Raw genomic sequence first — 24,958 nt, 5'->3', positions numbered from 1 at the left:
CCTAGGAAGTGCTGTGCCCACGATTCAGCAGCTGGTGCGCAAGGGTCGCCAGTCCAAATTCCGCAAGGAGAAGACGCCGGCTTTGAAGGGCGCGCCCCAGCGACGGGGTGTGTGCACCCGGGTTTACACCACCACTCCGAAAAAGCCGAACTCGGCCCTGCGAAGAGTGGCCCGCGTCCGCTTGACCAGTGGCATGGAGGTCACCGCCTATATTCCCGGAGAAGGGCACAACCTCCAAGAGCACTCCATCGTCCTGGTGCGCGGTGGTCGGGTTCGAGATCTGCCAGGGGTGCGTTACAAGATCATCCGCGGCACGCTTGACACTTCGGGCGTGGCCGAGCGGCGCCAAGCTCGCAGCCGCTACGGCGCCAAGAAGGAAGGCTAGCGATGCCTCGTAAGGGCCCCGCAGGGCGACGCGACCTCCCCAAGGATCCGGTCTACGGCGAACTGCTGGTCACCCAGTTCGTGAACAAGGTGCTGCAACGAGGCAAGCGTTCCACAGCGGAGCAAATCGTGTACGGCGCACTCGGCATTGTGGAGCAGAAAACCAGCGCCGAGCCGATCGGCACCCTCAAGCGGGCTGTGGACAACGTACGCCCCCAACTCGAGGTCCGCAGTCGACGCGTCGGCGGAGCCACCTATCAGGTTCCCGTAGACGTGCGCCCCCGGCGGGCGAATACGCTGGCCATCCGCTGGATTGTCAACCACGCCCGAGAGCGGCGCGAGCGCACCATGATCGATCGTCTGGCCAACGAAATCCTGGACGCATCCAATGGTCTGGGTGCGTCGGTGAAACGGCGCGACGACCTGCACAAGATGGCTGAGTCGAACCGGGCCTTTGCTCATTACCGCTGGTAAGCGGTCCCAACCCTAAAGACCATGTCTCGTCACCCGCTGGAAAAGACCCGCAACATTGGCATCATGGCCCACATCGACGCGGGCAAGACCACCTGCACCGAGCGCATCCTCTACTACACCGGCAAGGCATACAAACTCGGAGAAGTCCACGACGGTGCCGCCACTATGGACTGGATGGAGCAGGAGCAGGAGCGAGGTATCACCATCACTTCGGCCGCCACCACCGCGGAGTGGGCCGGACACCGCATCAACATCATCGACACCCCCGGCCACGTGGACTTCACCATGGAGGTGGAGCGATCCCTGCGGGTGCTTGACGGCGCGGTGGCCCTGTTCGATGGCGTCGCCGGGGTGGAACCTCAATCGGAGACGGTTTGGCGCCAAGCCAACAAGTACGGCGTCCCCCGGATCTGCTTCATCAACAAGCTCGACCGCACCGGCGCCAGCTTCAAGCATGCGGTGCTCACCATTCAAGAGCGGTTGCGGGCCAACACCGCGGTCGTGCAGCTGCCCATCGGGCTTGAAGCCGACCTTCTCGGCGTAGTTGACCTGGTAGAGATGCGGGGCCTGGTGTGGCGGGGCGACGACTTGGGGGCAACATGGGATGTCACCGAGATTCCTGACAACCTCAAGGACAAGGCGGAGGAGGCCCGCCTCGAGCTCATCGACCAGCTCAGCCAATTCGACGAGAACCTGCTTGAGAAATACGTCGAAGACGAGGATTCGATCACCCCTGCCGACCTGCGAGCCGCACTGCGCGCCGGCACCCTGTCGCTGGACATCGTGCCGGTGCTGTGCGGATCGGCCTTCAAGAACAAGGGCATACAGCCCTTGCTGGACGCGGTCATCGAATATCTGCCCTCACCATTGGACATCCCCGCGGTGAGGGGCACCCACAAGGGAGAGGATTGCGAGCGGCCCGCCGACGACGACACTCCGTTCAGCGCGTTGGCGTTCAAGATCATGAGCGATCCCCATGTGGGCAAGCTCACGTACTTCCGGGTCTACAGCGGCCAGTTGGAGAAAGGCAGCCAGGTGGTCAATCCCCGCACCGGCCGCAAGGAGCGGATAGGGCGCATCCTGGAGATGCACGCCAACGACCGGGAAGACCTCGACGTCGTCCGGGCGGGCGACATCGTGGCCGGCATCGGCCTCAAAGACGTGCGCACCGGCGACACCCTGGCCCATCCCGGCCACCCCCTCGAACTCGAGCAGATGGACTTCCCCGACCCGGTGATCCAAGTGGCGGTGGAACCCCGCACCAAGGCCGACCAAGACAAGCTGGGCAAGGCCATGTCCGCTTTGGCCGAGGAGGATCCGACGTTCCAGGTTCGCACCGACGAGGAGACCGCACAAACCCTCATCGCCGGTATGGGAGAACTGCACCTTGAGGTGCTGGTAGAGCGGATGCTGCGTGAATTCAGCGTGGACGCCTCGGTGGGCAAGCCCCAGGTCGCCTACCGGGAGACCATCTCCGCCCCGGTGTCCAAGTACACCCACACCCACAAAAAACAGACCGGCGGCTCCGGCCAGTACGCCGAGATCACATTCAACCTGGAGCCCAACGACCCCGGCAAGGGCTACGAGTTTGCCAGCGAGGTCACCGGCGGGCGCATTCCCCGGGAATATATCCCCGCCGTCGACAGCGGCATGAAGGACGCCATGACCACCGGACCCCTAGCCGGCTTCCCAGTCGTGGATCTCAAGGTGACCCTCACCGACGGCAAGCACCACGATGTGGACTCGTCGGACATGGCTTTCAAGATCGCGGCCACCGCCGCCTTCCGGGACGCCGCCCGCCGGGCCAAGCCCATCCTCTTGGAGCCGATCATGGCCGTTGATGTCGTGACTCCCGAGGAGTACATGGGCGATGTCATCGGCGATTTGAACGGTCGACGGGGCAAGATCGACAGCATGGAGCAGCGGGGCCGCGAACAAATTGTCAAGGCCCATGTGCCACTTTCGGAAATGTTCGGATACGCTACCGAACTCCGTTCGCGGACACAGGGCCGCGCAACGCACACCATGCAGTTCGACACCTATCGGCAGGCGCCGGCCAAGGTGCAGGAGGAAATCGTCGCCCGCATTCGGGGCGAATAATCATGGGCAACCAACCCACCCTCGGAGGTTGAAAGAAAATGGCAAAGGAAACATTCGAGCGTACCAAGCCGCACTTGAACGTGGGCACCATGGGCCACATCGACCACGGCAAGACCACTTTGACCGCGGCGATCACCAAGGTGCTGTCGGAGGCCGACCCGACCTCCACTCAGTTCACCGAGTTCGACAACATCGACAAGGCTCCTGAGGAGCGGGAACGGGGCATCACTATCAACGTGGCCCACGTCGAGTATGAGACTCCGAACCGGCACTACGCCCACGTGGATATGCCCGGCCACGCCGACTACATCAAGAATATGATCACCGGCGCCGCCCAGGTTGACGGCGCCATTCTGGTGGTGTCGGCTGCCGACGGCCCCATGCCCCAGACCCGGGAGCACGTTCTGCTGGCTCGCCAGGTGGGCGTGCCGGCCATCGTGGTGGCCCTGAACAAGGTCGACATGGTGGACGACGAGGAGCTGCTGGAGCTGGTGGAGCTCGAGGTTAGGGAGCTGCTCAGCGAGTACGACTTCCCCGGCGACGACATCCCGGTGATCCCAGTCTCCGCTCTCAAGGCCCTAGACGGCGACGGCGATGCCGGCCAGCAGGTCCTGGAGCTAATGGAGCAGGTGGACAGCTACATCGCCGAACCCGAGCGCGACGTGGACAAGCCGTTCCTGATGCCCATCGAGGATGTGTTCTCCATCACCGGGCGGGGCACCGTAGTCACCGGCCGGGTGGAGCAGGGCATCGTCAACACTGGTGACAAGGTGGAGATCGTCGGCATCAAGGAGACGGCCGAGACGGTGTGCACCGGGGTGGAGATGTTCCGCAAGCTGCTGGACGAGGGCCGCGCCGGCGACAACATCGGCGCCTTGCTGCGGGGCACTGACAAAGACGAGGTGCAGCGGGGCCAGGTGCTGGCCAAGCCCGGCTCCATCACCCCCCACACCAACTTCCAAGCCCAGGTCTACGTGCTGACCAAGGAAGAGGGCGGGCGCCACAAGCCGTTTTTCAGCAACTACCGGCCCCAGTTCTACTTCCGTACCACCGACGTCACCGGCACCATCGCTCTGCCCGAGGGCACCGAGATGTGCATGCCCGGCGACAACACGGAGATGATCGTGGAGCTGATAGCCCCCATTGCCATGGATGAAGGTCTGCGCTTCGCCATCCGCGAGGGCGGCCGCACCGTGGGTGCGGGCACCGTCACCAAGATCCTCAAGTAGCTCCCATGGCCGCAGGACAGAAAATCCGCATTCGGCTCAAGGCCTACGATCACGAGATCATCGACCAGTCCACGAAGAAGATCGTGGAGACGGTCAAGCGCACCCAGGCCGACCTGCGGGGTCCTGTTCCTCTGCCCACCGAGAAGCACCGCTTCACAGTGATCCGGTCGCCCCATAAGGACAAAGACAGCCGCGAGCACTTCGAGATCCGCATCCACAAGCGTCTGCTCGACATCGTGGACCCCGGTCCCAAGACCGTGGACTCCCTCCAGCGGTTGGACTTGCCCGCCGGCGTGGACATCGAGATCAAGCTCCAACACGGCTGAGGCCGAACCAGAGCGGGAGCGAGCCATGGCCTCCTCCCAAGTAATCCTGCTCCGGGTCTCAGGGCCTGACCGGCCCGGGCTGTTCGCCGCCCTACTCGGCGTGCTGACCGCGGGCAGGGCCCGGATCCAAGACGTCGAGCAGGTGGTCATCCGCCGCCAACTCACTTTGGGCATCGTGATGGAGGTTCCCCCCGGCCAGGACCTGCTCAAAGATCTGCTGCTATTTGGCTGGGAGCAGCGGGTGACGGTGGAGTTCGACGTGGTCGACGCCGTGCCCTCTGTGCATGCCGGTGCTCACGCGGTCACCGTGCTGGGCCGGGAACTGTCCCCATCCATGCTGGCAGCCACCGCAACCGCCATCGCCGACGGTGGGGGGAACATCAACCGCATTGTGCGGCTCTCCCGCTACCCCATCTACAGCTACGAGTTGCTAGTCACCGGCGGCGATCCCGATGCCATTCGCCACAACCTGCTGTCGGTGGCCGCCGCTAACCCCGAATTCGACGTGGCAATCCAGCGAGAGGGCCTGGCTCGGCGAGCCAAGCGGGTTGCCCTGCTCGACGTGGACTCCACCCTTATCCAAGACGAGATGATCGACCTGCTGGCCGCCGAGGCCGGTTGTGTGGAGGTGTGCCAGAAACTGACCGATCAGGCCATGCGAGGCGAAATGGATTTCGAGACCTCGCTGCGAGAACGAGTCCGCCTCTTGGCCGGATTGGATGAAGCCGCTCTGGAAAGAGTGTGGGATCAGGTAACGCTCACCCCTGGAGCTCGAACATTCGTGACCACACTTCAACGGTTGGGCTACGCCATCGCCATTGTGAGCGGCGGCTTCACTAGGTTCTGCAACCGGCTCAAACAGAACTTCGACCTCGACTACGCCTTCGCCAACACCCTGGAAATGGCCGACGGCAAGCTCACAGGAAACCTGGAGGGTCCAATTGTGGACCGCAGCCGCAAGGCCGAGATCCTCCGCGAGGTGGCCGCCGCCGAAGGCGTGACGCCTGAGCAGGTAGTAGCGGTGGGCGACGGGGCCAACGATATCGACATGCTCACCGCCGCCGGACTGGGCATCGCATTCAACGCCAAGCCCAAGGTGCGCCAAGAAGTCGAGACCGCGGTGAGCGTTCCCTATCTGGACGCGGTGCTGTTCCTGCTGGGCGTGAGCCGCGAGGAAGTCGAAGCCGAGGGAATCTGAATGCAGCTGCGATGAACACCAAACTCCCACCGATCCGCAGCCTGTTATTCGTCCCTGCCAATCGCCCTGACCGGATGCAAAAGGCGCTGGCCACCGAGGCCGACGGCGTGGTGTTCGACCTGGAGAGCGCCATACCCCGGGGGGTGGCTGCTGAGGCCCGGGCCAACGTAGGCCACGCGCTGGAATCCCTCACTCAGGATCAACCGGCGGTGTTCGTGCGGGTTTCAGCGGTGGGAACGGCCGACTTCGCCCCCGACACCGACGCCTGCCGCCACCCATCGCTAACCACGCTGATGCTGCCTCAGGTCACCGGACCTGAAGAAGTGGCCACTGCGGATGCCGCCTTAGAGGGGATCGACGCCCGGATCATGCCTCTGGTGGAGACCGCCTCAGCCGTTCGTCTGGCCTACGAACTGGCCACCGCCTCCGAGCGGGTGGCCTACATGGGCGGCGCCACCGGCCGTCACGGTGACCTGGGCCGCTCAGTGGGCTTCCAGTGGTCTCCCGAAGGCACCGAAACCCTGTACTTACGCCAAAAGGTGCTGATCGACGTGCGGGCCGCCGGGGTGCCCAACCCGCTGTCCGGGCTGTGGGGCACCCTGGACGACCTCGACGGCCTTGCCCAGTTCGCCACCCAAACCCGCCAACTCGGCTACGAGGGCATGATGGCCATCCACCCCAGCCACCTTCCCACCATCAACGAAGTGTTCTCCCCCTCGGCCGAAGAGATCTCCGCCTGGCGCCAGCTCATCGCCGCCGTCGAGGAGCACGAGACCCATGGCATCGGCGCCTTCCGCCACCAAGGCCGCCTCATAGACCACGCCCACCTCCTCACCGCCCAACAACAACTCGCCCGCGCCACGCGACTAGGGCTCTGCTGACTCAGCGGATTTGCGCTCCGGCAATAGCGACCGTCCGCTGGAGTGGTACAAAACGGCTATGGGTCAGACCACATTCGGAGATACGACAATCAACACCGGCGGCGACCTCCCTGCCGAGGGATCAGCGGCACCGGCATTTACATTGACTGGGGGTGATCTGTCACCTGTCACGCTGGAGGGCCTCGCCGGCCGCAACGTGGTGCTCAACATCTTCCCCAGCATCGACACCGGGGTATGCGCCAACAGCGTGAGAGCCTTCAACGAGCGGGCCGCCGGTCTCGACAACACCACCGTGATCTGCGCCTCGATGGACCTGCCCTTCGCCGGTTCCCGCTTCTGCGGTGCCGAGGGCATCGAGAACGTGACCATCGGATCTATCTTTCGCAACCGGGAGTTCTTAGACGACTACGGAGTGGAAATGGTCGACGGTCCTCTGTCGGGCCTCACTGCCAGGGCCGTGGTGGTCGTCGCCCCTGACGGCACTGTGGCCCACACCGAGTTGGTGGAAGCCATCGCCTCCGAGCCCGACTATGACGCCGCCTTGGCCGCCTGTTCCTGACTTAGTGGGCCGACTCGCTACCTGGGAGTGAACACCCGTCGCACAACCTCGCGGATGCGCTCTCCCATGGGGTCGCGTTCAGGATGCTGGGCCGCTTCGGCGTCTTCTAGCTCCTGCACTACCTCTTGGCGTTCGAAATAGCTGGCCATAAACGCCTGGATGGTGGCGGCAGCCGGAAGGGCCAGCAGCGCCCCTACCGCCCCCAGCAGCAGGCCCCCGGCGATAACCGAGCCGAATGCGACTGTTACGTGGATCTCCATAGTGTGGGCGGTCACCTTGGGCTGGAGCAGGTAGTTCTCAATCTGCTGATACACCACGATGGCGATCAGAATGGCCAATCCCGTAGAAGGCCTGTCCAGCAGCCCAATCAGCACGGGGAGCGCCCCGGCAATGTAGGTGCCGATAACGGGTACAAACTGCGATACCAAGCCCACCCACATCGCCATTGGTACCGGGAACGGCGCATCCACCAACCAGAACACCAGCCAGTGGACCAAGAACGAGATCACCGCCAGGATCAGCCGGCTGTAGATGTAGCCCCCGGTCTTGTCAATCGCCAGATTCCAGATGCTCAATACTTGGCGCTGGCGATCGGGCGGTAGCAGTGAGCAGATGTTGCGCCGCAGCTTGGGCCCTTCAGCCACCAGATAGAAGGTGAACAGCACGATGGTCAGGATCTGGAACAGGACTTGTACGACGGTGGCGCCCAGGTTGACCAGATTGTCGGCCAGCCGGGTGGCCAGGTTGGCGACCGCTCCACCCTCCTGGAACTCGTCAAGCAAGCCCTGAGCGTCGACTTCGATGTCGAAGGCGTCCTCTACCCAATCCTCAATGTCGTTGATGTACCCGGGAGCGTCGTCGGCGAACTCACCAACCTGGTCGGCCAGCACCGTCCCGATGGCCCACAGGAACAACCCCAGAGCGGCGATTAGGGCGAGGAACATGATCCCGGTGCCTAGTCCTCGGCGAATCCCCACCCGCTCCATGCGGTTCACTGCAGGTTCCAGTGCAAAGGAGGCGAAAAAAGACACCAATACGATCACGATCAGCGTTCTCAGCTCTTCAATCAGCCACCCCAGCACGTACAGCCCCCCGAGAGCCGCGACCCCAGTCAGGATGGCCCGAAACAGCCAGGGGGGAACTTTGGGGGAGGGGGTTTCCTCGGACGAAACTTCGTCCACGAATTCACGCTAACCGTCGCCTTTTGCCCAAACGGGGATTTGGCCTATCCACAGGCAGCCGCTATCATTTCTATTTCGTGCTGGCTCCGGTCGGCACTGTTCGTGTCAAACTACGTCCGTCTAGGCCTGCAGGGTGTAATCACCCTGTTCGGGGAACCGGGCGGCACAACCGAAACCCGCTCCGCCGGAAAGTCCCACATTGTGGGTCTGCACCCGTGCGGAGCGTTCGCGTGAAGGCAGGTTCGCGGTGGTTGCCAAGGCGATTGTCGGCGAAAAACTAGGAATGACCCAGGTGTGGGACGAGGACGACCGCGTCGTTCCCGTCACCGTGCTGCGGGTGGAGCCCTGCCGCATCGTGCAGGTCAAACGGCCAGAAACAGATGGCTACTCCGCCCTTCAGGTGACCTTCGGAACCCAGAGTCCCGATCGTTTGACCCAGCCGGAACGAGGCCACTTGGCCAAGGCCGGGGTTGCCCCTGGCCGCACACTGGTTGAGCTGCGACTCGACGACGTCGGCACCTACGAAGCCGGCCAGGAGATCGGGGTCGACGTGTTCGACGGGGGCGAGTTGGTGGATGTCACCGGCGTCAGCAAGGGCAAAGGCTTCGCTGGCGTCATGAAGCGGCACAACTTCAGCGGTCAAAAGGCCAGCCACGGCGCCCACAAGGTTCATCGCAAACCCGGCGCTGTGGGCCAGTGCGCCACGCCGTCGAGAATTTTCCGGGGCAAGAAGATGCCCGGGCGGATGGGTGCTGAGAAGGTCACCACGCTCAACCTCCAGGTGGTGAGGGTAGACAGCGAGAACGATTTGATCTTGGTGAAGGGCTCGGTTCCAGGTCGAAGAGGATCCACCGTGTTGATCCGCAGCGCAGTGAAAAACGGGGCGAGATGACCACCGTCGCCGTGCACAACTCCACCGGCAAAGAGACCGGATCAGTGGACTTGGACCCCGAGGTGTTCGACATCGAGCCCAACGTGGCCGTCATGCACCAGGTGGTCACCGCCCAATTGGCCGCTCGGCGCCGAGGGACCCAGAACACCAAGACCAAAGCCGAGGTCAAAGGGGGCCCCGGCAAACCGTGGCGCCAGAAGGGCACCGGCCGGGCCCGCCACGGCTCGATACGCAATCCCCAGTGGCGGGGAGGGGGCGTGGCCCTCGGTCCCAAGCCCCGGAGCTACCGCCAGCGAACCCCCAAGAAGATGGTTCGCCTGGCCCTGCTGTCGGCGCTATCCGATCGGGCCCGCGACGAGAAGGTCATCGTGGTCGACCGCTGGCAGTTCGAACCCCCCCGCACCAAGGACGCGATCGCCGCGCTCAGCGCATTGAAGGCAGAGGGCCGGGTGCTGTTGGTGGCCGAGCGTGAGCAGGCCGAGGTGTGGAAGAGCTTCCGCAATCTGCCCCAGGTCCACCTCATCAGTCCCGGAGAACTGAACGCCTACGACGTGCTGGTGTCCGATGTGGTCGTTTTTACCCTAGATACCCTGCCCACCACCGAGTTGACCGAAGCCGACGCCGACGCCGGCGAACCCGCCATCGAAGAAGGGGACGAGGCATGAAAGACCCCCGCGACGTGGTGCTGGCTCCGGTGGTCTCGGAGAAGTCTTATGAGCTCCTGGAGTCCAACGTCTACACCTTCCGGGTTCACCCCGACTCCTCCAAGCCCGAGATCAAAGACGCCATTGAGACCTTGTTCGACGTCACCGTCGTCAAGGTCAACACCATGAACCGCAAGGGCAAGCGGCGCCGCAATCGGCGCAGCCCCACCTTCGGCCGCAAGCCCGACACCAAGCGGGCATTGATCACGCTGGCTGAAGGCGACCAGATCGAGTTGTTCGATGTCTAAGACCAGCACCCCCGTTCTCAACCCCTTGTTCGACGTCTGAGGCAGATCATGGCAGTAAGTAGACGCAATCCCACCAGCCCCGGACGCCGGTTTCAGACGGTGTCGGACTTTTCCAGTATCACCACCGCGAAGCCCGAAAAGTCGCTGGTGGCCAAGAAGGCCAGCACCGGCGGGCGCAACAATCATGGCCGCAAGACCGCCCGCCATCGGGGCGGAGGCCACAAGCAGCGCTACCGCGTCATCGATTTCCAGCGGGCCAAAGACGACGTCCCGGCCACGGTTGCCTCGGTGGAGTATGACCCCAACCGCAACTGCCGTATCCTTCTGCTCCACTTCCACGATGGAGAGAAGCGCTACGTGTTGGCCCCAGAAGGCGTCGGCGTGGGCGATGTTCTGCAAAACGGCCCTGGTTCCGAGATAAGGCCGGGCAACGCCCTGCCGCTGCGCTACATCCCGGTTGGCACCACCGTGCATGCGGTGGAACTGAAGCCCGGCGGGGGCGCCCGCATGGCTCGTTCTGCCGGCGCCAGTGCCCAGCTCGTGGCCAAAGAGGGCAGCTTTGCCACCCTCCGGCTGCCCAGCACCGAAATGCGCCGAGTGCCCATCGACTGCCGAGCCACCGTGGGATCGGTGGGCAACGCCGAGGCAGAGCTCGTCAAGCTGGGCAAGGCCGGCCGAGCTCGCTGGAAGGGAGTGCGGCCGCAGACCCGGGGTGTGGCCATGAACCCAGTTGACCACCCATTGGGCGGCGGCGAGGGCAAGTCCTCCGGCGGTCGCCATCCCGTGTCTCCATGGGGCCAGCCCGAAGGCCGCACCCGCAACAAGAAGAAGAAGTCGCAGCAGATGATCATCCGACGGCGCCGCACCCGCGGCGGGCGTCGCTAGGACGCGAGATCGAAAGGATGGACCCCCGATGCCCAGGAGTTTGAAGAAAGGTCCGTTCGTCGACGGCCACCTATTGCGCAAAGTAGACGCGCTCAACGACGAGAACACCAAGCAGGTCATCCGCACCTGGTCCCGCCGATCCACCATCATCCCCGACATGGTGGGCCACACCATCGCGGTCCACGACGGCCGTAAGCACGTGCCCGTCTACGTCACCGAGTCGATGGTGGGCCACAAACTGGGCGAGTTCGCACCCACTCGCACGTTTCGGGCCCACGCCGGCCAAGAGCGGGGAGTCCGTCGCTGATGACCGCGGTCACCGTGGGCGCCGAGACCCGGCCGGGCAGCCGGGCAGTGGCCAAGTACGTGCGCTCCTCGGCCTACAAGGCCCGGGAAGTGCTCGACTTGGTGCGAGGAAAGTCATACCCCGAAGCCCGGGAAATTCTGACTTTCTCGGAACGGCGCATCTCCGACACCATCGCCAAGTGCCTCGACTCCGCGGTGGCCAACGCCGAGCACAACGACGAACTCGACGGCGACGAGCTGTTCATCGCCGCCTGCTACGCCGACGAGGGTCCCACACTGAAGCGCTGGCGGCCCCGAGCCCGGGGCCGAGCCACCCGTATTCGCAAGCGGACCTGCCACATCACTGTGGTTGTGGCCCGCTACTCCGATGAGGAATTGGCTGCCATCGACGCCCGCATGGCCCTCAAGGGAACCGGTCGGCGCAGCTCGGCGGCCGAAGCTCGCCGGCGGCGAGTGGCGGCCAGCCGGGAGCGCGATGCTGAGCGGGCCGAAGACCACGACCGCGATCACGACTATGACGAGGACGATCTCGAGGCCATGGACGACGCCGAACTCATCGGGGACGACTTCGAAGCTGTCGAAGAGGACGACGCCGAGGCTGTCGCCGAAGACGGCTCTGGTGATCAACCCGACGCCGACGAGACCGAAGCTGTCGCCGAGACCGAAGCCGACGCCGAAGAAGACGACGAGAAGGATTCCTGATGGGCCAGAAGATCAATCCTTACGGGTTCCGACTCGGGGTCACCACCGACTGGAAGTCGCGCTGGTTCGCCAACCGGCGGGAGTACGGCGACTTCATCATCGAGGATTGGAAGGTGCGCGACTACTTGATGTCGGAGCTGCCTCACGCTGCCATCAGCCGCATCGAGATCGAGCGCACCCGCGATCGGCTGCGGGTAGACGTCCACACCGCCCGGCCGGGAATCGTCATCGGTCGCCGAGGCAGCGAAGCCGACCGGCTCCGCAACGGCCTGGCCAAGATCACCGGCAACAACCGGGTGCAGCTCAACATTCAGGAGATCAAACAGCCCGAACTCGACGCCGCTCTCATCTCCCAGGGAGTTGCCGACCAGCTGGCCAACCGGGTGGCCTTCCGCCGGGCCATGAAGCGAGCGGTCCAAAATGCCCAGAAAGCCGGAGCTCTCGGAATTCGGGTGCAGTGCTCGGGCCGCTTGGGCGGCTCGGAAATGGCCCGCACCGAGTGGTATCGGGAAGGCCGGGTTCCCCTGCACACCCTGCGGGCCGATATCGACTACGGCTTTCGAGAGGCCCACACCACTTACGGCCGCATCGGAGTAAAGGTGTGGATCTACAAGGGCGATATCTTGCCCTACAAGACTCAGGCCGAGGACAAGATCAGCCGCGAGGCGGCCATGGCGGTCGGGGAAGCCTCCGGCTCGCAGAGGCCCCGGGCTGTGGTGTCGTCGGCGGCAGCCCCGCGTCAAGGCGAGACCGAACGCACTGAAGAAACCGAAGAGCCCGCCCCGTTGATCAAAGAGGCCGACCCCGAGTTCGAGAAGCTGCTCGAGGAGGAGGAGGACATCCTCCGCACCACTCGCGAGCACCGCGAGACACCGCACTTCCGACCAGGCGATGGAGACTGACCTCCCATGTTGATGCCCAAGAAGGTAAAACACCGCAAACACCATCGTGGCCGGACCAAAGGCCGCGCCAAAGGGGCCACCAGCGTGAATTTCGGCGAGTACGGCATCCAGGCCCTCGAGCCGGGGTGGATCACCGCCCGCCAGATCGAGGCCACCCGTATCGCCATCACCCGACACATCCGCCGGGGAGGCAAGGTCTGGATCAACGTCTTCCCTGACAAGCCAGTTACTGAGAAGCCGGCTGAGACCCGCATGGGCTCGGGCAAGGGCAACCCGGAGCGCTGGGTGGCCGTGGTGAAACCCGGGCGCATCTTGTTCGAGCTCTCCTACCACGACCGAGAGATGGCCCGCACCGCCATCGAGCGGGGAATCCAGAAGCTACCCGTCAAAGCTCGTTTCGTAGAGCGTCGGGAGGGGTGGTAGCGATGGCCCGCAAAGCGACCTGGCAAGGCCTCAGTGACGCTGAGCTCATCGAGCGGGTGGACGAGGCCAAAGAAGAGGTGTTCAAGCTCCGTTTCCAAATCGTCACCGGCCGTTTGGACAACACCGCCCGCCTGAAGCAGGCCAAAAAGGAAGTGGCCCGGGCCATGACCGAATTGCGTATGCGGGAAATCCAAGCTGCCGAGGCCCTGGAGGCTGAAAATGTCTGACCCCACAACCGAAGTGCAGCCAGCCGCCCGGCCCAACGGCCGGAAAGTGCGGGAGGGGATGGTGGTGTCGGTTGCCATGGACAAGACCGCGGTGGTGGCATCCACCGACCGCGTCCGCCATCGCCGATACAACAAGACCGTGCGGCGCACCACCCGCCTATACGTCCACGACGAGACCAACCAGCTCGCGGTGGGCGACCGGGTGCGGGTACAGGAGACCCGTCCGCTGTCTAAGAACAAGCGGTGGCGGCTGCTCGAAGTAGTGGAGCGGGCGCGATGATCCAGCAAGAAACTCGGGTCAAAGTGGCCGACAACTCCGGGGCCAAAGAGGTGCTGTGCATTCGGGTGCTGGGCTCCTCCCGAAAGCGCTACGCCACCATCGGCGATATCTTCGTGGCCACCGTCAAAGACGCCATGCCCGGCGCCGCGGTCAGCAAGGGCGACGTGGTGCGCTGCGTGTTGGTCCGGGCCAAGAAGGAGAAGCGCCGCAAGGACGGCTCCTACATCCGTTTCGACGAGAACGCCGCCGTGCTCATCAACGACCAACTGCAACCGCGGGGAACCCGCATTTTCGGCCCGGTAGGGCGGGAGCTGCGGGACAAGCGGTTCATGCGCATCGTGTCGCTCGCACCGGAGGTGCTGTAGGGGCCATGAAGATTCGCAAAGGAGACCGAGTCCGGGTGCTCAGCGGAAAAGACCGGGGCAAAGAGGGCGAGGTCATGTTCGCCTACCCGACCGAGGGAACGGTGATCGTGGACGGCGTGAACATTGTTACCAAGCACCAGGGTCCTCGCCAGGGGATCATGCAGACCGGCATCATCGACAAGGAGATGCCCATCAAAGCTTCCAATGTGGCCGTGGTCAGCCCGGCCGACGGCCGCCCCACCCGGGTGGGATACCGGTTCGACACCGACGGCCGAAAGATCCGCGTCTGCCGTCGTACCGGAGTTGATTTGTGATGGCCGCCGATACCGCTACCGCCCCCCGGCTCCAAACCTTGTACCGGGAAGAGATCCGCGACCAGCTCAAAGAGGATCTGGGGCTCAACAACGTTATGCAGGTCCCCCGCTTCGAGAAGATCGTCTTGAATATGGGCGTAGGCGAGGCCGTGGCCCAAGCCAAACTGCTCGATGGTGCGGTGGCCGACCTGACCACCATTGCCGGCCAGCGCCCCGTCGTCACTCGGGCCAAGAAGTCCATCGCCAACTTCAAGATCCGCGAGGGGAACCCCATTGGAGCCAAGGTCACCCTCAGGGGACCCCGCATGTGGGAGTTCCTGGATCGGCTGATCAACCTGGCCATTCCCCGCATCCGAGACTTCCGAGGCCTCTCCGCCCGATCCTTCGACGGGAACGGCAACTACTCGTTCGGGGTTACCGAGCAGCTCATCTTCCCTGAGGTCGACTACGACTCCATCGACACCGTAAGGGGCATGGACATCACAATCGTCACAACCGCAATCACCGACGAGGAGGGCCGAGCGCTGCTCGAGGCCTTCTCGTTTCCATTCCAAGCTGAGGGACAGTAACTCAATGGCAAAAAAGGCGCTTGTACAAAAACAACAGCGAACGCCCAAGTTCAAGGTTAGGGCCTACACCCGTTGCCGCCGCTGTGGCCGGCCTCGGGCCGTGTACCGCAAATTCGGGCTGTGCCGAGTGTGCCTGAGGGAGCTGGCCCACGCCGGCGAGATCCCCGGCCTGACCAAGGCGAGCTGGTGAGATCATGACTGATTCCCAAGAGCTGGTGAGGTGATGCGACTGTGACTATGACCGACCCCATCTCCGACATGTTGACCCGCATCCGCAACGCCAACACCGCCATGCGCGACGAAGTGAAGATGCCGTCCTCCAAGATGAAGGTGGCGCTGGCCGGCGTCCTGAAGCAGGAGGGCTACATCGACAACTTCGAGGTGGCCCAGGCCGAGCGCGGCCCCGGACACACCCTCACGATCGACATGAAGTACTCCGACCAGCGGGAGCGGGTCATCTCCGGGATTACCCGGGTGTCCAAGCCCGGCCTGCGGGTCTACTCCAAGTCGGACGGCATCCCCCGGGTGCTCGGCGGGCTGGGGGTGGCCATCGTGTCCACCAGCAAGGGATTGATGAGCGACCGCGAGGCTCGCCGCCGTCGCATCGGCGGCGAAGTCGTCTGCGTGGTCTGGTAGGAGGACCTCGGTGTCACGAGTTGGATTGAACCCCATACCGGTGCCCGACGGCGTGGAAGTGGCCATCAACGGCGCCCATGTCACGGTTTCCGGCAACCGCGGCTCGCTGGAGCACGACCTTCCCGAGGCCATCTCGGCTCGAATGGATGACGGATTCGTCGTCGTCGAGCGGGCCGACGAGCAGCGCAGCACCAAGGCGCTGCACGGGTTGAACCGGTCGCTGTTGGCCAACATGGTCACCGGCGTCAGCGAGGGCTACCGCAAAGAACTGGAGATCGTCGGTGTGGGCTACCGGGCCATAGCCCAGGGCAACAGCAAAATCGAGCTTCAGCTGGGGTTCAGCCACCCTGTGTACGTTGAGGCCCCCGACGGCGTGACCTTCGAGGTGCCCAACCAGACGAGTATCCACGTACTGGGCTTCGACAAACAAGCGGTCGGCCAAGTGGCCGCCGACATCCGGGCCATCCGCAAGCCTGAGCCCTATCGGGGCAAGGGCATCCGCTACGCCGGCGAGCGGATCATCCGGAAAGCCGGGAAGGCAGCCAAGTGACTCGGCGAGACAAGACGAAGAGTCACTTGCACGAGGAACCCAAGTAGTAGAGCTGAGTATCGATATGAGCAGCGTCCAACACAAGCACCAGAGCCGGGTCCGACGGCATCGCCGGGTCCGCAAGAAGATCCAAGGCACCGCCGAACGTCCCCGCTTGGCCGTGTACCGGTCCAACCGCCACATGATCGCCCAACTCATCGACGACGCTGCGGGCCACACCATCGTGTCGGCCTCCACCACAGAGTCTGAGCTGCGGTCCGGTCCGACTGGAAACATGGCCGGCGCCTCGGTGGTGGGCAAGCTCATCGCCGAACGGGCCAAAGACAAGAACATCACTGCGGTGGTGTTCGACCGGGGGGGCTTCCGCTACCACGGACGAGTAGCCGCCCTGGCTGATTCAGCTCGAGAAGCTGGACTGGAGTTCTGATGACTGACACCTCAACCCCAACTACAACCGGCGACGCCCAGCTGCGCGACTCCAGGGTTATCAACATCAACCGGGTGGCCAAAGTGGTCAAAGGCGGACGCCGGTTCTCCTTTACCGCCCTAGTGGTGATCGGTGACGGCGCGGGACGGGTCGGACTGGGCTACGGCAAGGCCAAGGAGGTGCCCCTGGCCATTCAGAAGGGCACCGAGGAAGCCCGCCGCAACCTGTTCCGGGTACCGCTGGCATCGTCCACCATCACCCACCCGATTATCGGCGAGATGGGGGCCGGACGGGTCTTGCTCAAACCGGCTGCACCCGGTACCGGCGTGATTGCCGGTGGCGCCGCTCGGGCCATCCTGGAAGAGGCCGGCATCGGCGATGTCCTGTGCAAGTCGCTGGGCTCGCCTAACCACATCAACGTGGCCCGGGCCACCATTGCCGGACTCAAGGCCCTCAAACGCCCCGACGAGGTGGCCCGCCACCGGGGCATTCCGGCCGATGAGTTTGTGCCTGCCGGGATGCTGGCCGCCTACCGGGAATCGGAGCGCACGTCCGCCGCCACCTCGGCGGACGACGAGGAGTAGTGGCCATGGCTATCAAGGTCACCCAGACGCGATCGCAGATCGGCACCCGACCCAAGCAGCGAGGCACGCTGCGGGCATTGGGCTTACGAGGCATCGGGCAGACCAACACCCTGCCAGACGCCCCTGAGATCAGGGGCATGATCGACAAGGTGGCCCACCTGATTTCTTGGGAGGAGACCGACGAATCATGAAAGTCCACGATCTGAAACCAGCTCCAGGCTCTCGCAAGCAGCCGCAGCGCAAGGCGCGGGGTATCGCCGGCAAGGGCGGGAAGACCGCGGGCCGGGGCATGAAAGGCCAGCGGGCCCGGAGCAAGATCCCCGTCGGCTTCGAGGGCGGCCAGATGCCGTTGGCCCGCCGTGTGCCCAAGCTGCGGGGGTTCAAGAATCCGTTCCGGGTGGAATACCAGGCCATCAACCTGGATGTCATCGAAGCCACCGGGCTCGACGAGATCACTCCTGAGGTCCTGCGCGAACACGGCCTTTTGCACAAGGGTGCTCTGGCCAAGGTGCTGGGTCGCGGAGAGCTGACCCGAGCAGTCACCGTCAAGGCCCACGCTTTCTCCGAGTCGGCGAAAGCGGCCATCACCGCCGCAGGCGGTAGCGTGGAGGTGTTGCCCAAACCCTTCACCGGGCGACCGCCGGCCAAGGGCAACGCCCTTACCAACCGATAACCGAAGCCTGACTGGGTCAAAGGAGTAGGAATCGCCGTGCTCACCAGGGTGACAAACATGTTCCGAGTGGCCGATCTGCGGAACAAGATCCTGTTCACCCTGTCGATGCTGGTGATCTTCCGCCTCGGTGTCGCCATCCCCTCCCCTGGCGTCGACCTCGACGCCGTAGACCAGCTCCGCAACCAAGCTGATGCCGGCGGTGTCACCGGCTTGCTGAACTTCTTTTCCGGTGGCGCCCTGTCGCAGTTCGCCATCTTCGCCCTGGGCATATTCCCCTATATCACCGCGTCCATCATCATGCAGGTGCTGGGCGTGGTAATCCCCCGCATCGAGCAGTGGCAGAACCAGGGCGCGGTCGGCCAGCGCAAGATCACCCAGTGGACCCGGTACCTGACCATCGCCATCGCCATAATCCAAGCCACTTCCTTCTCTTTCCTCTTCCATAACGGCGGAGGCGGGCTCAGCCTCACGGGCGGCAACGCCAACCAAGCCATCGACCTATTGCCAAACTTCACCGCCCCCCGGGTGTTCCTGGTAGTGCTCACCCTTACCGCCGGCACTGCCCTTTTGATGTGGATGGGCGAGCTCATCACCCAAAAGGGCATCGGCAACGGCATGTCGCTGATCATCTTCGCCTCGGTGGTGTCCACCATTCCCAATCAGTTCTCGTTGGTGAAGGCGTCGGAGGGCTGGGGCGCGGTGTTCGTCATCGCCCTCATGTACTTGGCCCTCTTGGTGGCCATCGTATTCGTGGAGAACGGCCAGCGGCAGATACCGGTGCAGTTCGCCAAGCGGGTGGTTGGCCGGCGCATGGCCGGCGGCCAGAGCACCTACATCCCGCTTAAGGTGAACCAATCGGGCGTTATCCCCATCATTTTCGCCAGCTCGGTGTTGTACCTGCCCATCTTGCTCTCGGCGGTGCTGCCCTCTGATTCCAATCCCGATCACAACACCTGGGGGGAGAGCGTCCAGAGCTGGGTGAACACTCACTTGGGCGATCCGGCCGACACGGTGTATCTGATTGTCTTCGCCCTGATGATCGTGGGATTCGCCTACTTCTACACCGCCATCACCTTCGACCCGGTCAAGCAGGCCGATCAGATACGCAAGCAGGGCGGGTTCATCCCCGGCATCCGACCGGGCCGCCAGACCGAGCGCTACCTGGGCCGCATCCTGTCGCGTATCACCTTGCCCGGGGCGCTGTTCATCGCCGCGGTGGCCGTCATCCCCGCCATTGCCCTCTCCCAGTACATCCCCAGCCAGAGCGCAACCGCCTATAGCTTCAGCGGCATCTCCGTGCTGATCGCGGTGGGCGTAGCCCTGGAAACCATGAAGCAGATCGACAGCCAGCTCATGATGAGAAACTACGAGGGCTTCCTGAAGTAATGCCTCAGGTCCTCGTGATTTTGGGGCGTCAAGGGTCGGGCAAGGGTACCCAGGCCGCGTTGCTAGCTGAACGCTACGGGGTAATCCACGTGTCCACCGGCGACATGCTTCGGGCCGCGGTGGAGGCGGGCACCGAACTGGGGCTGCGGGCCAAGGCGGTGATGGATGCCGGCGACCTCGTGGGCGACGACATCATGATCGGTATTGTCGATGAACGGTTGGCTGACGACGACATCCAAGCCAGCGGAGTGCTGTTGGACGGGTTCCCCCGCACCACCGCCCAGGCCGACGCTCTGGCCGAGATTGCGGGCGGGTCCGGACCCGATCTGGCCATCAACCTCGACGTGCCCATTGCCGAGGTCACCGAGCGGATGCTGGCCCGGGGCCGGGCTGACGACACCGCCGAGACCATCGCCCGTCGGCTGGAGCTCTACGAGGCTGAGACCGCTCCCCTGCTGGCCTGGTTCGAGGATCGGGGGAGCTTGGCCGTGGTCGATGGGCTGGGTAGCGAAGACGAGGTATTCGCCCGCCTCGCCGAGGTCATCGACGGGCTCTAGGACCCGCCAGCCGGTTTGTCCCCATCGGCAGCGGCGGGTAGCATTGCTCTTCGGCTCACTCAGTGGGCCATTATTCGCGCGGTACGCCGCAACAGCTTGCCAGGACGTCAGGAGAGGTCGCCCTTGGCGAAAAACAAGGAAGACGCCATCATCATGGAAGGGACGGTTACCGAGTCCCTTCCCAATGCCATGTTCCGGGTTGAACTCGAGAACGGGCACAAAGTGCTCACCCACATCTCCGGGAAGATGCGGATGCACTACATAAGAATCCTCCCCGGCGACCGGGTCCAAGTGGAATTGACTCCCTACGACCTTCAGCGGGGCCGGATCACCTACCGATACAAATAGCCCCAATGCAAATTGCCCCAGCGCACAACGGATCATCGAAAGGCACGCCGTGAAAGTCCGTCCCAGCGTCAAAAAAATCTGCGATAAGTGCAGAGTCATACGCCGCCATGGGCGAGTGCGGGTGATCTGCGCCAACCCCCGACACAAGCAGCGGCAGGGCTGAGCTGTGGCCCGTATCGCCGGCGTCGACATCCCGCGGGAGAAGCGGACCGTGGTTTCGCTGACCTACATATTCGGCATCGGGCCGTCTCTGGCCCGCCAGGTTTGCTCGGAGACCGATATAAACGAGAGCACCCGACTTCGCGACCTCACCGATGAAGAGGTGGCCCGGCTGCGCAACTACATCGAGGGCAGTTTGCGGGTGGAGGGCGACCTCCGCCGGGAGACCAGCCAAGACGTGAAGCGCAAGATGGAGATTGGCTGCTATCAGGGGCTGCGCCATCGCCGGGGGCTCCCCGTGCGGGGACAGCGCACCCATACCAACGCTCGGACTCGCAAGGGCCCGAAAAAGACAGTCGCCGGAAAGAAAAAGGTGATGAAGAAGTGAGACGAGAAGGGATTTTTCGCTAATGGCCAAGCCATCAGCCGGAGGGCGCCGACCCCGCCGTCGAGAGCGCAAGAACATCTCCTACGGGGTGGCTCACATCAAGAGCTCCTTCAACAACACCATCGTGACCATTGCCGACCAACAGGGGAACGTCATCTCCTGGGCTTCAGCCGGCAATGTCGGATTCAAGGGGTCTCGCAAGTCCACCCCGTTCGCCGCCCAGATGGCCGCCGAGCAGGCCGGCCGCAAGGCAATGGAGCATGGTGTGCGGAAAGTAGACGTACAAGTCCGCGGACCGGGCTCGGGCCGCGAGACCGCTATCCGCTCGCTTCAGGGAGTGGGCATCGAGATAACCGGCATCAAAGACGTAACCCCCATGCCCCACAACGGTTGCCGCCCGGCCAAGCGGCGGAGGGTCTGACATGTCCCGCTACACCGGCCCGCGGTCCCGGGTGTCCCGGCGCCTCGGCGTAAACGTATGGGGCACCAAGGGCGAGACCATCGCTCTGGAGCGGCGCCCCTACCCCCCGGGCGAACACGGAAGGTCCCGGCGACGGGGCAATGTGTCCGAGTACCTGCTCCAGCTTCAGGAGAAGCAGAAGGCCCGGTACACCTACGGTCTCAACGAGCGCCAGTTCCGCAACATCTTCAAAGAGGCGGCCCGTCACAAAGGGGTCACCGGCGAGAACATGCTGCGGTTCTTGGAGCTGCGGCTCGACAACGTGGTGTACCGCCTCGGCTGGGCTGCCACCCGCCCGCAGGCCCGCCAGTTCGTCTCTCACGGCCACATCAATGTGAACGGCCGCCGGGTCAACATCCCTAGCTATCGGCTCCGTAAGGGCGACGTCTTGTCACTGCGGGACAAGGCCAAGGAGATGATCGTGGTGACGTGGAACCTGGACGTGCTCGACCGCACTCCGCCCGCCTGGCTGAGCCGGACTGACGACGGCCTCGAAGCCACCGTGCGAGACACCCCGCTGCGCGAGCAGATCGATGTGCCTGTCCGAGAGCAGCTCATTGTCGAGCTCTACAGCAAGTAACCCAAAATCAACCATCTTTCCAAGAACTGAGGGAGCCGGATCATGCTGGTAATGCAACGACCCACCGTGGAGTCCGTTACCGAGCCGGAAGACAACCGCCAGAGGTTTGCCATCGGCCCGCTGGAGCCTGGCTTCGGACACACCCTGGGCAACTCCCTGCGCCGAGCGCTGCTGTCGTCGATCCCCGGAGCGGCTGTGATCCGGGTGCGCTTCGACGACGCCCTCCACGAGTTCGACACCATCGCCGGTGTGGCCGAGGACGTAACCGATATCATCTTGAACCTGAAGGATCTCGTCCTGCGGTGCCACAGCGAAGAACCGGTTGAACTCCGCATCGACGAGCGAGGCCCTGGAGAGCTCACCGGGGCGGGCTTGAACGTCAACCCCGACGTCGAGGTTCTCAACCCCGACTTGGTCATCGCCCGGCTGAACAGCAAGGCCCGATTGGCCATGGACATCACCGTCTCCCAGGGGCGAGGCTATGTGTCGGCGGAGATCAACAAAGAGGACTCCACCATCGGCGTCATCCCCATCGATTCCATCTTCTCCCCTGTACGCCGGGTGACCTACAACGTCGAACCCACCCGTGTGGAGCAGTCCACTGAGTTCGACCGTCTGGTACTCGACATCGAGACCGACAGCTCCATCACGCCCCAGGATGCCCTGGCCTCGGCCGGTGCCACCCTGCGGGCCCTGGTGCAGTTGGTCGAGGAGATGAGCGATGAGCCCCAGGGTCTGGGCATGGCGGAAGCGGGCAGTGCTCTGGCCGGCGCCCCCGACCTGGATTTGCCCATCGAAGACCTGGATCTTTCCGAACGGCCCCGCAACTGCCTCAAGCGAGCCCAGATCAACATGATCGGCGAATTGCTGGCCCGCACCGAGGACGAGTTGCTGGCCATCACCAACTTTGGACAGAAATCGCTGGACGAGGTCAACGAGAAGTTGGACGAGCGGGGTCTCGCCCTCGCCGGCCCCCGCTCGTAGAACAGGGAACACCATGCCCGGACGACCCCGCAAAGGACGCCGCTTCGGCGGTAGCTCACAGCACCAAAAGTTGATGATGGCCAATTTGGTGGCCTCGCTGATCGCGGCCGAGGCCATCACCACCACCGAGGCCAAGGCCAAGGCCATGCGCCCGGTGGCGGAGAAACTCATTACCAAGGCCAAAAAAGGCGGACAGCACAACCACCGCCAGATCCTGGCCCACCTGGGAGACCCGGAGATCGCCGACAAGCTCATAGTGGACATCGGCCCCCGCTATGCCAACCGGCCCGGCGGCTACACCCGCATTCTCAAGCTGGGCCCCCGCTACGGCGATAACGCCCCCATGGCCCGCATCGAGCTGGTTTAGCAGCCCAGCGACCGTGCGGGTACGAGCGACGGTCGCCTACCGCGGCGAGTCGTTCCACGGATTCGCCGTCAACCTAGGAGTCCGCACGATCGGCGGTGACCTGACCGAAGCCCTGGCCCGGTGTCTGCGGCAACCGGTGGAGTTGACCTGTGCCGGCCGTACCGACAGCGGCGTCCACGCCTGGGGCCAGGTGGTGAGCTTCGACGCCCCCAACGACGCCGATCTGCTGCACATACGCACCGCGGTGAACCGCATGCTGGCCCCGGCCATCGCCATCCGAGCCCTCGAAGCCGTCCCGGCCGGGTTCGACGCCCGCTTCGACGCCATCGGTCGCACCTACCGCTACACCGTCTTGAACCGTGACGTGCCCGATCCGTTTCTGGCCGCCACCGCCTGGCATTGTCCCCAGCCGCTGGACATCGACGCCATGAACGCGGCGGCAACCGCCATTTTGGGCGAACACGACTTCTCCTCGTTCTGCCGCCGACAGCACACTGCCGACGGCACGGAGAAGTCCCGGGTACGCGTCGTCAAACGGGCCGGTTGGCAACCAGCCGATCAAGACTTGTTGCGCTTCGAGGTCGAAGCCTCCTCCTTCTGCCACCAGATGGTCCGCTCCATCACCGGCGCCATGGTGGACATCGGCGCCGGCCGGCGCCCCGCCGAGGACATGGCCGCCATCTTGGCCGCCAAAGACCGCTCCGAAGTCCCCAACCTGGCCCCGCCTCACGGCCTTTGCCTGTGGTCGGTCTCCTATTCGTAAATCGCTGGGTGCAACACTCTCTGGGGCAGTTGTCACTCCCCCGGTGTGGGCCGTATCATTGCCTTTCCGGGATCGCGTCCGAAGGAAGCCCGATGCCCACCTACACCCCGAAAATCAGAGACATCGAACGCGCGTGGCACGTCGTGGATGCCGAAGGGCTCATCCTCGGCCGGATGGCCACCGAGGTGGCTCGCGTGCTGCGGGGCAAGCACAAGCCCGGTTTCACGCCCCACCTCGACACCGGTGATCACGTCATTATTGTGAACGCCGATAAGGTGGTGCTCACCGGCAGCAAGACCACTGACAAGCAGGTGTACCGCCACTCCGGCTATCCCGGCGGTCTGCGCCAGACCAGCTACGGATACCTGCTGGAGACCCAGCCCGCCGAGGCCGTGCGTCGCACAGTACGGGGGATGCTCCCCAAGAACCGGCTCGGTCGCCAGATGCTCCGCAAGCTCAAGGTCTACGCCGGGCCGCTCCATCCCCACGAAGCCCAGCAGCCCCAGCCCTTGGATATCCCCGGGGCCCGATCCAGGACCGGAGACTCTTAATGACCGCCCCTTTGACCCAGGCCACTGGACGCCGCAAACGAGCTGTCGCCCGCGTCCGGCTTCGCCCCGGCTCCGGGCAGGTGACCGTTAACGGGCGCCAAGCCGAGGATTACTTTCCCTCCCAGAGCCACCGGATGGCGTTTATGGCCCCCCTCCGGGTCACCAACACCGCCGAGATGTACGACATCGACGTGAACATGCACGGCGGCGGGGCCAACGGCCAGGCCGGGGCTCTGCGACTGGGCATTTCCCGGGCGCTGGTGGCATTGGATCCTGAGATGAGGGAAGTGCTCAAGCAGGAGGGATTCCTCACCCGCGACGACCGCAAGAAGGAATCCAAGAAGTACGGCCTGAAGAAAGCCCGCAAGGCGCCCCAGTACTCCAAGCGCTAAGCCC

General features: G+C 64.0%; 39 protein-coding genes and 2 pseudogenes. 40 read left to right on the top strand and 1 reads right to left on the bottom strand.

Features of this window, described 5'->3' with window-relative positions; translation table 11 throughout:
* The first annotated feature begins 13 nt into the window (after nt 1-13).
* The 8 genes from rpsL to tpx are packed head-to-tail and all read left to right on the top strand — an operon-like array spanning nt 14 to nt 7,151.
* Nucleotides 14-385, top strand: coding sequence for a 30S ribosomal protein S12 (rpsL, locus tag ACOOGG_RS09135; protein WP_419924645.1), 372 nt, complete (start codon nt 14-16; stop codon nt 383-385).
* A 2-nt stretch (nt 386-387) separates the two neighbouring features.
* Complete coding sequence (rpsG, locus tag ACOOGG_RS09130; RefSeq protein WP_420434459.1) at nt 388-858, top strand: 30S ribosomal protein S7; 471 nt, start codon at nt 388-390, stop codon at nt 856-858.
* A gap of 21 nt (nt 859-879) precedes the next feature.
* Complete coding sequence (gene fusA / locus ACOOGG_RS09125; protein WP_420434457.1) at nt 880-2,958, top strand: elongation factor G; 2,079 nt, start codon at nt 880-882, stop codon at nt 2,956-2,958.
* A gap of 38 nt (nt 2,959-2,996) precedes the next feature.
* The gene (tuf, locus tag ACOOGG_RS09120) at nt 2,997-4,187 is read left to right on the top strand and encodes an elongation factor Tu (protein ID WP_420434455.1); all 1,191 of its coding nucleotides are present in this window, start codon (nt 2,997-2,999) and stop codon (nt 4,185-4,187) included.
* 5 nt (nt 4,188-4,192) lie between these two features.
* Entirely contained in the window at nt 4,193-4,513 is a 321-nt protein-coding gene (rpsJ, locus tag ACOOGG_RS09115) for a 30S ribosomal protein S10 (RefSeq protein ID WP_419845036.1), read from the top strand.
* Between the two features lie 25 nt (nt 4,514-4,538).
* Nucleotides 4,539-5,711: a phosphoserine phosphatase SerB gene (serB, locus tag ACOOGG_RS09110; RefSeq protein ID WP_420434452.1), complete on the top strand. Its 1,173-nt coding sequence runs from the start codon at nt 4,539-4,541 to the stop codon at nt 5,709-5,711.
* Between the two features lie 11 nt (nt 5,712-5,722).
* Nucleotides 5,723-6,592, top strand: coding sequence for an HpcH/HpaI aldolase/citrate lyase family protein (locus ACOOGG_RS09105; RefSeq protein WP_420434450.1), 870 nt, complete (start codon nt 5,723-5,725; stop codon nt 6,590-6,592).
* A gap of 58 nt (nt 6,593-6,650) precedes the next feature.
* Nucleotides 6,651-7,151: a thiol peroxidase gene (gene tpx / locus ACOOGG_RS09100; protein WP_420434448.1), complete on the top strand. Its 501-nt coding sequence runs from the start codon at nt 6,651-6,653 to the stop codon at nt 7,149-7,151.
* Nucleotides 7,152-7,168: 17 nt separating this feature from the next.
* Here tpx and ACOOGG_RS09095 read toward each other — a convergent pair whose 3' ends face one another.
* Complete coding sequence (locus tag ACOOGG_RS09095; protein WP_420434446.1) at nt 7,169-8,332, bottom strand: AI-2E family transporter; 1,164 nt, start codon at nt 8,330-8,332, stop codon at nt 7,169-7,171.
* Between the two features lie 247 nt (nt 8,333-8,579).
* On the opposite strand from ACOOGG_RS09095, the gene rplC reads away from it, so the two are divergent.
* The 32 genes and pseudogenes from rplC (at nt 8,580) to rpsI (ending at nt 24,954) form a co-directional block, all read left to right on the top strand.
* A complete protein-coding gene (gene rplC / locus ACOOGG_RS09090) occupies nt 8,580-9,224 on the top strand; it encodes a 50S ribosomal protein L3 (protein ID WP_420434444.1) in 645 nt (214 codons plus the stop codon).
* The gene (gene rplD, locus ACOOGG_RS09085) at nt 9,221-9,889 is read left to right on the top strand and encodes a 50S ribosomal protein L4 (RefSeq protein WP_420434442.1); all 669 of its coding nucleotides are present in this window, start codon (nt 9,221-9,223) and stop codon (nt 9,887-9,889) included. Before rplC ends, rplD begins: the two co-directional genes overlap by 4 nt.
* Nucleotides 9,886-10,176, top strand: coding sequence for a 50S ribosomal protein L23 (gene rplW / locus ACOOGG_RS09080; protein WP_420434440.1), 291 nt, complete (start codon nt 9,886-9,888; stop codon nt 10,174-10,176). Before rplD ends, rplW begins: the two co-directional genes overlap by 4 nt.
* A gap of 48 nt (nt 10,177-10,224) precedes the next feature.
* Nucleotides 10,225-11,061, top strand: coding sequence for a 50S ribosomal protein L2 (gene rplB, locus ACOOGG_RS09075; RefSeq protein WP_420434438.1), 837 nt, complete (start codon nt 10,225-10,227; stop codon nt 11,059-11,061).
* A gap of 28 nt (nt 11,062-11,089) precedes the next feature.
* Nucleotides 11,090-11,368 (top strand): 30S ribosomal protein S19, encoded by a 279-nt coding sequence (gene rpsS / locus ACOOGG_RS09070; protein WP_420434436.1) that lies wholly within the window; start codon nt 11,090-11,092, stop codon nt 11,366-11,368.
* A complete protein-coding gene (rplV, locus tag ACOOGG_RS09065) occupies nt 11,368-12,069 on the top strand; it encodes a 50S ribosomal protein L22 (RefSeq protein ID WP_420434434.1) in 702 nt (233 codons plus the stop codon). Before rpsS ends, rplV begins: the two co-directional genes overlap by 1 nt.
* Nucleotides 12,069-12,971, top strand: a complete 903-nt coding sequence (rpsC, locus tag ACOOGG_RS09060) for a 30S ribosomal protein S3 (protein ID WP_420434432.1) — start codon at nt 12,069-12,071, stop codon at nt 12,969-12,971. Before rplV ends, rpsC begins: the two co-directional genes overlap by 1 nt.
* A gap of 6 nt (nt 12,972-12,977) precedes the next feature.
* Nucleotides 12,978-13,394: a 50S ribosomal protein L16 gene (rplP, locus tag ACOOGG_RS09055; protein ID WP_420434430.1), complete on the top strand. Its 417-nt coding sequence runs from the start codon at nt 12,978-12,980 to the stop codon at nt 13,392-13,394.
* Between the two features lie 2 nt (nt 13,395-13,396).
* On the top strand, nt 13,397-13,621 hold the full coding sequence (rpmC, locus tag ACOOGG_RS09050; RefSeq protein WP_420434428.1) for a 50S ribosomal protein L29: 225 nt from the start codon (nt 13,397-13,399) through the stop codon (nt 13,619-13,621).
* Entirely contained in the window at nt 13,614-13,901 is a 288-nt protein-coding gene (gene rpsQ, locus ACOOGG_RS09045) for a 30S ribosomal protein S17 (protein ID WP_420434427.1), read from the top strand. Before rpmC ends, rpsQ begins: the two co-directional genes overlap by 8 nt.
* Complete coding sequence (gene rplN / locus ACOOGG_RS09040; RefSeq protein WP_420434425.1) at nt 13,898-14,266, top strand: 50S ribosomal protein L14; 369 nt, start codon at nt 13,898-13,900, stop codon at nt 14,264-14,266. The genes rpsQ and rplN overlap by 4 nt, the downstream gene beginning before the upstream one ends.
* A gap of 5 nt (nt 14,267-14,271) precedes the next feature.
* Nucleotides 14,272-14,580: a 50S ribosomal protein L24 gene (rplX, locus tag ACOOGG_RS09035; RefSeq protein ID WP_420434423.1), complete on the top strand. Its 309-nt coding sequence runs from the start codon at nt 14,272-14,274 to the stop codon at nt 14,578-14,580.
* Entirely contained in the window at nt 14,580-15,149 is a 570-nt protein-coding gene (rplE, locus tag ACOOGG_RS09030; protein WP_420434421.1) for a 50S ribosomal protein L5, read from the top strand. The genes rplX and rplE overlap by 1 nt, the downstream gene beginning before the upstream one ends.
* 4 nt (nt 15,150-15,153) lie before the next feature.
* Nucleotides 15,154-15,339, top strand: a complete 186-nt coding sequence (locus ACOOGG_RS09025; RefSeq protein ID WP_419845018.1) for a type Z 30S ribosomal protein S14 — start codon at nt 15,154-15,156, stop codon at nt 15,337-15,339.
* Between the two features lie 41 nt (nt 15,340-15,380).
* The gene (rpsH, locus tag ACOOGG_RS09020; RefSeq protein WP_420434418.1) at nt 15,381-15,785 is read left to right on the top strand and encodes a 30S ribosomal protein S8; all 405 of its coding nucleotides are present in this window, start codon (nt 15,381-15,383) and stop codon (nt 15,783-15,785) included.
* Between the two features lie 10 nt (nt 15,786-15,795).
* Nucleotides 15,796-16,335, top strand: coding sequence for a 50S ribosomal protein L6 (gene rplF / locus ACOOGG_RS09015; protein ID WP_420434416.1), 540 nt, complete (start codon nt 15,796-15,798; stop codon nt 16,333-16,335).
* A 64-nt stretch (nt 16,336-16,399) separates the two neighbouring features.
* Nucleotides 16,400-16,762 carry a 50S ribosomal protein L18 gene (rplR, locus tag ACOOGG_RS09010; protein WP_420434414.1) on the top strand — a complete coding sequence of 121 codons (363 nt, stop codon included), beginning with the start codon at nt 16,400-16,402 and terminating at the stop codon, nt 16,760-16,762.
* Nucleotides 16,762-17,346 (top strand): 30S ribosomal protein S5, encoded by a 585-nt coding sequence (gene rpsE / locus ACOOGG_RS09005; protein ID WP_420434412.1) that lies wholly within the window; start codon nt 16,762-16,764, stop codon nt 17,344-17,346. Before rplR ends, rpsE begins: the two co-directional genes overlap by 1 nt.
* Nucleotides 17,347-17,351: 5 nt before the next feature.
* Nucleotides 17,352-17,537 (top strand): 50S ribosomal protein L30, encoded by a 186-nt coding sequence (gene rpmD, locus ACOOGG_RS09000; RefSeq protein WP_420434410.1) that lies wholly within the window; start codon nt 17,352-17,354, stop codon nt 17,535-17,537.
* Nucleotides 17,534-18,019 carry a 50S ribosomal protein L15 gene (rplO, locus tag ACOOGG_RS08995; RefSeq protein ID WP_420434408.1) on the top strand — a complete coding sequence of 162 codons (486 nt, stop codon included), beginning with the start codon at nt 17,534-17,536 and terminating at the stop codon, nt 18,017-18,019. Before rpmD ends, rplO begins: the two co-directional genes overlap by 4 nt.
* Nucleotides 18,020-18,055: 36 nt before the next feature.
* Nucleotides 18,056-19,405, top strand: coding sequence for a preprotein translocase subunit SecY (gene secY, locus ACOOGG_RS08990; RefSeq protein ID WP_420434406.1), 1,350 nt, complete (start codon nt 18,056-18,058; stop codon nt 19,403-19,405).
* A complete protein-coding gene (locus tag ACOOGG_RS08985) occupies nt 19,405-19,962 on the top strand; it encodes an adenylate kinase (RefSeq protein ID WP_420434404.1) in 558 nt (185 codons plus the stop codon). The genes secY and ACOOGG_RS08985 overlap by 1 nt, the downstream gene beginning before the upstream one ends.
* Nucleotides 19,963-20,085: 123 nt before the next feature.
* A complete protein-coding gene (gene infA / locus ACOOGG_RS08980) occupies nt 20,086-20,310 on the top strand; it encodes a translation initiation factor IF-1 (RefSeq protein ID WP_419845009.1) in 225 nt (74 codons plus the stop codon).
* 49 nt (nt 20,311-20,359) lie between these two features.
* A complete protein-coding gene (gene rpmJ, locus ACOOGG_RS08975; RefSeq protein ID WP_420434401.1) occupies nt 20,360-20,473 on the top strand; it encodes a 50S ribosomal protein L36 in 114 nt (37 codons plus the stop codon).
* A gap of 3 nt (nt 20,474-20,476) precedes the next feature.
* Nucleotides 20,477-20,857 carry a 30S ribosomal protein S13 gene (gene rpsM / locus ACOOGG_RS08970; RefSeq protein ID WP_420434399.1) on the top strand — a complete coding sequence of 127 codons (381 nt, stop codon included), beginning with the start codon at nt 20,477-20,479 and terminating at the stop codon, nt 20,855-20,857.
* 22 nt (nt 20,858-20,879) lie between these two features.
* Entirely contained in the window at nt 20,880-21,278 is a 399-nt protein-coding gene (gene rpsK, locus ACOOGG_RS08965; protein WP_420434397.1) for a 30S ribosomal protein S11, read from the top strand.
* Between the two features lies 1 nt (nt 21,279).
* On the top strand, nt 21,280-21,897 hold the full coding sequence (gene rpsD / locus ACOOGG_RS08960; RefSeq protein ID WP_420434395.1) for a 30S ribosomal protein S4: 618 nt from the start codon (nt 21,280-21,282) through the stop codon (nt 21,895-21,897).
* A gap of 42 nt (nt 21,898-21,939) precedes the next feature.
* Complete coding sequence (locus ACOOGG_RS08955) at nt 21,940-22,881, top strand: DNA-directed RNA polymerase subunit alpha (protein WP_420434393.1); 942 nt, start codon at nt 21,940-21,942, stop codon at nt 22,879-22,881.
* 13 nt (nt 22,882-22,894) lie between these two features.
* Nucleotides 22,895-23,245, top strand: a pseudogene (gene rplQ / locus ACOOGG_RS08950) (50S ribosomal protein L17); the annotation flags it as partial.
* A gap of 16 nt (nt 23,246-23,261) precedes the next feature.
* Entirely contained in the window at nt 23,262-24,011 is a 750-nt protein-coding gene (gene truA, locus ACOOGG_RS08945; RefSeq protein ID WP_420434391.1) for a tRNA pseudouridine(38-40) synthase TruA, read from the top strand.
* Between the two features lie 92 nt (nt 24,012-24,103).
* Nucleotides 24,104-24,469 (top strand): annotated as a pseudogene (gene rplM, locus ACOOGG_RS08940) (50S ribosomal protein L13); the annotation flags it as partial.
* The gene (rpsI, locus tag ACOOGG_RS08935; protein WP_420435190.1) at nt 24,373-24,954 is read left to right on the top strand and encodes a 30S ribosomal protein S9; all 582 of its coding nucleotides are present in this window, start codon (nt 24,373-24,375) and stop codon (nt 24,952-24,954) included. The pseudogene rplM and the gene rpsI, both read left to right, overlap by 97 nt.
* The last annotated feature ends 4 nt before the right edge of the window (nt 24,955-24,958 follow it).

The sequence above is a fragment of the Candidatus Poriferisocius sp. genome, assembly GCF_965214065.1.
Taxonomy (GTDB): domain Bacteria; phylum Actinomycetota; class Acidimicrobiia; order Acidimicrobiales; family Bin134; genus Poriferisocius.
The sequence above is the reverse complement of the archived record's forward strand: the minus strand, read 5'-3'. Positions and strand labels throughout refer to the sequence as shown.

Coding starts and splice junctions, on each gene's coding strand:
- fusA (WP_420434457.1), top strand. CDS start 880: ATGTCTCGTCACCCGCTGGAAAAGACCCGCAACATTGGCATCATGGCC.
- tuf (WP_420434455.1), top strand. CDS start 2,997: ATGGCAAAGGAAACATTCGAGCGTACCAAGCCGCACTTGAACGTGGGC.
- rpsS (WP_420434436.1), top strand. CDS start 11,090: ATGCCCAGGAGTTTGAAGAAAGGTCCGTTCGTCGACGGCCACCTATTG.
- rplV (WP_420434434.1), top strand. CDS start 11,368: ATGACCGCGGTCACCGTGGGCGCCGAGACCCGGCCGGGCAGCCGGGCA.
- rpsJ (WP_419845036.1), top strand. CDS start 4,193: ATGGCCGCAGGACAGAAAATCCGCATTCGGCTCAAGGCCTACGATCAC.
- rplO (WP_420434408.1), top strand. CDS start 17,534: ATGAAAGTCCACGATCTGAAACCAGCTCCAGGCTCTCGCAAGCAGCCG.
- rplN (WP_420434425.1), top strand. CDS start 13,898: ATGATCCAGCAAGAAACTCGGGTCAAAGTGGCCGACAACTCCGGGGCC.
- rplX (WP_420434423.1), top strand. CDS start 14,272: ATGAAGATTCGCAAAGGAGACCGAGTCCGGGTGCTCAGCGGAAAAGAC.
- rplP (WP_420434430.1), top strand. CDS start 12,978: ATGTTGATGCCCAAGAAGGTAAAACACCGCAAACACCATCGTGGCCGG.
- rplD (WP_420434442.1), top strand. CDS start 9,221: ATGACCACCGTCGCCGTGCACAACTCCACCGGCAAAGAGACCGGATCA.
- ACOOGG_RS09025 (WP_419845018.1), top strand. CDS start 15,154: ATGGCAAAAAAGGCGCTTGTACAAAAACAACAGCGAACGCCCAAGTTC.
- rplW (WP_420434440.1), top strand. CDS start 9,886: ATGAAAGACCCCCGCGACGTGGTGCTGGCTCCGGTGGTCTCGGAGAAG.
- rpsQ (WP_420434427.1), top strand. CDS start 13,614: ATGTCTGACCCCACAACCGAAGTGCAGCCAGCCGCCCGGCCCAACGGC.
- rplE (WP_420434421.1), top strand. CDS start 14,580: ATGGCCGCCGATACCGCTACCGCCCCCCGGCTCCAAACCTTGTACCGG.
- rpsC (WP_420434432.1), top strand. CDS start 12,069: ATGGGCCAGAAGATCAATCCTTACGGGTTCCGACTCGGGGTCACCACC.
- rpmD (WP_420434410.1), top strand. CDS start 17,352: ATGGCTATCAAGGTCACCCAGACGCGATCGCAGATCGGCACCCGACCC.
- rpsD (WP_420434395.1), top strand. CDS start 21,280: ATGTCCCGCTACACCGGCCCGCGGTCCCGGGTGTCCCGGCGCCTCGGC.
- rpsK (WP_420434397.1), top strand. CDS start 20,880: ATGGCCAAGCCATCAGCCGGAGGGCGCCGACCCCGCCGTCGAGAGCGC.
- rplR (WP_420434414.1), top strand. CDS start 16,400: ATGAGCAGCGTCCAACACAAGCACCAGAGCCGGGTCCGACGGCATCGC.
- ACOOGG_RS08955 (WP_420434393.1), top strand. CDS start 21,940: ATGCTGGTAATGCAACGACCCACCGTGGAGTCCGTTACCGAGCCGGAA.
- ACOOGG_RS08985 (WP_420434404.1), top strand. CDS start 19,405: ATGCCTCAGGTCCTCGTGATTTTGGGGCGTCAAGGGTCGGGCAAGGGT.
- rplB (WP_420434438.1), top strand. CDS start 10,225: ATGGCAGTAAGTAGACGCAATCCCACCAGCCCCGGACGCCGGTTTCAG.
- serB (WP_420434452.1), top strand. CDS start 4,539: ATGGCCTCCTCCCAAGTAATCCTGCTCCGGGTCTCAGGGCCTGACCGG.
- rpsE (WP_420434412.1), top strand. CDS start 16,762: ATGACTGACACCTCAACCCCAACTACAACCGGCGACGCCCAGCTGCGC.
- rpmC (WP_420434428.1), top strand. CDS start 13,397: ATGGCCCGCAAAGCGACCTGGCAAGGCCTCAGTGACGCTGAGCTCATC.
- rpsG (WP_420434459.1), top strand. CDS start 388: ATGCCTCGTAAGGGCCCCGCAGGGCGACGCGACCTCCCCAAGGATCCG.
- ACOOGG_RS09105 (WP_420434450.1), top strand. CDS start 5,723: ATGAACACCAAACTCCCACCGATCCGCAGCCTGTTATTCGTCCCTGCC.
- tpx (WP_420434448.1), top strand. CDS start 6,651: ATGGGTCAGACCACATTCGGAGATACGACAATCAACACCGGCGGCGAC.